The 3,886-nt window shown below is 65.9% G+C and carries 4 protein-coding genes; 1 reads left to right on the forward strand and 3 read right to left on the reverse strand.

All coding sequences use genetic code 11. From position 1 onward, the window contains the following. Positions 1-260: 260 nt before the first annotated feature. Positions 261-1,016 (reverse strand): tryptophan 2,3-dioxygenase family protein, encoded by a 756-nt coding sequence (locus EOA27_RS26395; RefSeq protein WP_126083239.1) that lies wholly within the window; start codon positions 1,014-1,016, stop codon positions 261-263. 133 nt (positions 1,017-1,149) lie between these two features. Here EOA27_RS26395 and EOA27_RS26400 point away from each other — a divergent pair, with 133 nt between their 5' ends. Next, positions 1,150-1,620 carry an Lrp/AsnC family transcriptional regulator gene (locus EOA27_RS26400; protein ID WP_126083240.1) on the forward strand — a complete coding sequence of 157 codons (471 nt, stop codon included), beginning with the start codon at positions 1,150-1,152 and terminating at the stop codon, positions 1,618-1,620. A 181-nt stretch (positions 1,621-1,801) separates the two neighbouring features. On the opposite strand, the gene EOA27_RS40945 is transcribed toward EOA27_RS26400, so the two are convergent. Further along, a complete protein-coding gene (locus tag EOA27_RS40945; protein ID WP_189562120.1) occupies positions 1,802-2,437 on the reverse strand; it encodes a hypothetical protein in 636 nt (211 codons plus the stop codon). A 175-nt stretch (positions 2,438-2,612) separates the two neighbouring features. Further along, positions 2,613-3,779, reverse strand: coding sequence for a hypothetical protein (locus EOA27_RS26410; protein WP_126083241.1), 1,167 nt, complete (start codon positions 3,777-3,779; stop codon positions 2,613-2,615). Positions 3,780-3,886: the final 107 nt, after the last annotated feature.

The following is a 3,886-nucleotide window of genomic DNA, read 5'->3' on the forward strand; positions in this document are numbered from 1 at the left end:
GGAAAATTGTTGGAGCGCCCTCTTCCTCGCCCCCGCAACGCGGGGGAGAGGTGGCCGCGAAGCGGTCGGAGAGGGGGCAGCGCCGGCGACAGAGGAAGAAGCACGGTGTGGCGCGCCCGAGGTTCTAAATCGCGACACGATCTCTCGGGTTCGCTCCATGCGCTTTAGCGAGACATGCTTTAGCTCTACGAAGGCCCCTCTCCGTCGCGGCTTCGCCGCGCCACCTCTCCCCCCGCTTCGCGCGGGGCGAGGAAGAAGGCTCAGCCGGCCTTCACCTGCGCCGGATGGCTGATCGAGTCCCGCACGGTGCCGTATTCGGCGCCCCAGCGGTCGGTCATGTCGCAACGGATATCCCACAGCTCGGGGAAGAAGCGGTGGCGGGCGCCGCCTTCCAGCATCTCCACCGGGCGGCCCTTCAGCGACTTCGAGCCCAGCCCGATCGAGCGGTGGATCAGATAGAGGTGGTTGGCGCGAAATTTCTGGAACAGCTCGTCGAACTCGATCAGCGCCTCGGCCACGACATAGGCGTCGCCGTGGTCGTAATGCTCGTCATAGATATCCGCCACGGTCAGCCCGCGGCCATCGAGATAGGCATGCCTGAAGGCCCGCCAAAGGTCCGGCGGCAGGCGCAGCAGGAACTTGAAGCCGGGCGATTCCTGGCCGCTGCCATTGCCGAGCTGCAGGCGGATCTGCTGATACTCCTTGGGCGACATGGTCTCCAGCAGATCGAGCTGCGCCGTCATCATACGCATCAGCCGGTGCACGCGGCCCATCAGCGTGACGATGCGATGGGTGTCCTGTTTCTCCAGGTAGTCGAGCACATCGACCAGCGTGTAGGCGATGAGCTTCATCCACAGCTCCTCGACCTGGTGCACGATCTGGAACTGCAATTCGTCGGCGTTGACCATCTCGGCCAGCGGCTTCTGGCAGGCGAGCAGCTGGTCGCATTTCAGATATACGCCGTAGTCGCGCATCTCGGGCGCCTCGATCCGGGCGTGATAGTCCGTCTTGTCCATGGCTCATCCTCCTCGGGCATGACCGCGCCACAAGGATAGCGCTTCCGGCTTGAACATTGTTCCTTTCTGTTATCCAAATGGCATGAAATGAAGGACGATTATCGCTCCTTCCCGCATCAATGGAGAACGAACTGTGCTGGATGCCCTGGACCGCAAAATAGTCGCCGCGCTCGAGCGCGATGCGCGGATCTCCTTCGGCGAGCTGGCAGAGGAGGTCGGCTTGAGCAAGACGCCGTGCTGGAAGCGCGTGAAGGCGCTGGAAGAGGCAGGCGTCATCCGTGGATATTCGACCCGCATCGACCCGGCCAGGATCGGCTTCGGCATCGAGGCCTTCATCCAGGTGTCGATCGACTTCGAGGTGTCCGACGCCTTCGAGGCGGCGGTGAAGACGCACCCGCTGATCCGCCGCTGCTACGCCACCACGGGCGAAGCCGACTATCTCCTGCAGATCGTTACCGTCGATATGATGGCGCTCGACCGCATGCTGCGCGAGGAGCTCAGCCGCCTGCCCGGCGTGCGCCGCACGGTGACCTCGATGGCGATGCGCGAGATCAAGGGCGACATCTCCTTTGCCGAGGCGGCGGCGCGTGCGCTGAGGGGATAAGGCGAGCACACCGAATGGCCTGAGCGCGCCGGCCGTGGAGGCGCGCGAAGCCCTGACTTTTTCTGGGATGATCGAGAACGGGCATCGAACCTGTCTATAGTCGCGACGGGGGTACGGCGGTGGCGGGTTCATCTCAATGAAGATCAGGGCGCAGGCTGCCCGGCGATGGCCGGCGCGAGGCTTACGGATTCTCGAATTCGCCTCGACGGCCGATTTCGCGCGCCTTTCCCTTCCGAGAAATACGCTGGCCACGGCGCTTCTGGCATCGGCCATGCTGCTGCCGGCGGCCACTTCGAGCCATGCCGCGTCGGTCCTCCCAGAGCCGCGAGACGAGCTCCACCAGCCGGATGCGAAAGCCATGCTGCAGGACGCCAAGCGCGCGCTTCTGGCGGCCAATGGCGGCAACGGTGGCGGAAATGGCGGTGGCAACGGTGGCGGGAACGGCGGCAATGGCGGGAACGGCGGCAATGGCGGGAACGGCGGCAACGGAGGGAACGGAGGGAACGGCGGCAATGGAGGGAATGGCGGTAACGGTGGCAACGGCGGAAACGGTGGCAATGGAGGGAACGGCGGCAACGGAGGGAATGGCGGCAACGGAGGGAATGGCGGCAACGGAGGGAATGGCGGCGGAAACGGTGGCGGCAATGGCGGCGGCACCGGAAACGGCGGCGGCAATGGCGGGGGCGCCGGAAACGGTGGCGGCAACGGCGGTAGCGCCGGAAACGGCGGGAGCAATGGCGGCGGCACCGGAAACAGTGGCGGCAATGGTGGTAACGCTGGAAACGGCGGCAGCAATGGCGGCCATGGCGGCGGCCATCACGACTCCAATGTCGGCCATTCGGATGGCGGGCCCCGCTCCTGCGGATCATCCCCGCGAGTGTCTTGCTGACGCCGCCGCTTGACCTCGAAGCGCCGCGCGCCGGAGCGGCAGAAAGCAACGTCCTTCCAGTTTCCTGTTCCGGCTCGCCGCTCCGGCGGCGCGATGAACCGCCCTATGGGCCGGTGCGGTAGGCGAAATCGTCGATAGCGGCCTGCCAGTAGTGCTGCGTGCGGATCTCGAGCCGCGTGATGCGCCTGTAGTCGGCCGCGAAATAGACCAGACCGTTGGCGGACAGCGTCAGTCGATCCTCATAGGCTGGCTCATCGCCCCGCCAGGCCTTGAGGATGAGCGTCTCGCCCTCAGCGTCGTCCCAGCCGGCGCCGAAATAGGCGCCGGTGAAATCGAACGGTTTGTCGCTGAACACCTGCGCGGGATGGCCTGAGCTGTTGTAGGCGATGAATTCGCCCGACATGGTGGTGTTGACGTAGCCCGGGCCGTCGGTGAAGCGCTGGTGCATGGCAACGAGATTGTACCAGTTGAGCCCGCCATAGCCTGACGGGACCTCGAACACGCCGGGCGACGTCATCAGGTCGTCGAAGCCGACGACATGCTCCTGGGGCAGCGGCGCCTCGGCCGGTCCGCCCTTGCCGGAGAACGTCGAGAGCACCACCGGCGCCGCGCCGACCACGACATGCCGCCGCTCGGTCGCCCCGGCGGCCGAGAAATCGACCAGCCATTCGCCGGGCGCCACGGCTGCGCTGAAGCGCCCGTCCGGACCGACCTTGGCGGCGATGCCGACGCCATCCGGCCCTGTCAGCGAAACGCGCGCCCCGGCGGCGACCGCGCCGCTGATCGTCAGATCCGCCGCAAGCCCGACGGGGTGGGTCGTGGTCTTTGCAATCAAGTCGCCCGGCGATCCGGGCGAAACGACATAGTCGCTTTCCTGCGAGGCGTTGCCGGTGGTGACCGAATAGACTGGCGGCGGCACCACGCGGAACGCATAGTGCCCGGGATCGACGACTTCGAAATCGCGGTGCATGGCCGACATGCGGAAGTTGGCGAAGCCGCCGGCATTGGTCAGTCGCATGATGGTGCCGGCGTTCGGCCTGTCGAGCTCGACAGCCACGCGCGACATCGGCCGGTCGCCCAGATCGTAGACGCCGTTCCTGTTGAGGTCGCGGAACACCAGCAGCGATGTGTTCATCTGGCCGCCTGCGAAGGAATCCCATGTCCGCCTGGGATAATAGTCATTCGCATCGCCGGCACGGGCCACGCCGCAGACCATGGCCAAGCCGGCGGCGGCGACGACCGCGCCCGGGAACAACGAACCACGCTTCACGAAATTTCCCCTCCGGCGGTCGCCGCCGATCCGATCCCCTGGAGACGCGCGATCACCCTGTCCACGGCATCGGCATCGAAATAAGCGAGATAGAGCAACGCCATGGT

It is taken from the genome of Mesorhizobium sp. M2A.F.Ca.ET.037.01.1.1, from assembly GCF_003998075.1.
Taxonomy (GTDB): Bacteria; Pseudomonadota; Alphaproteobacteria; order Rhizobiales; family Rhizobiaceae; genus Mesorhizobium.

Excerpts from the sequence above, each read along its gene's own strand:
- EOA27_RS40945 (WP_189562120.1), bottom strand. The coding sequence starts at position 2,437 with ATGGCCGCCGCCATGGCCGCCATTGCTGCCGCCGTTTCCAGCGTTACC.
- EOA27_RS26395 (WP_126083239.1), bottom strand. The coding sequence starts at position 1,016 with ATGGACAAGACGGACTATCACGCCCGGATCGAGGCGCCCGAGATGCGC.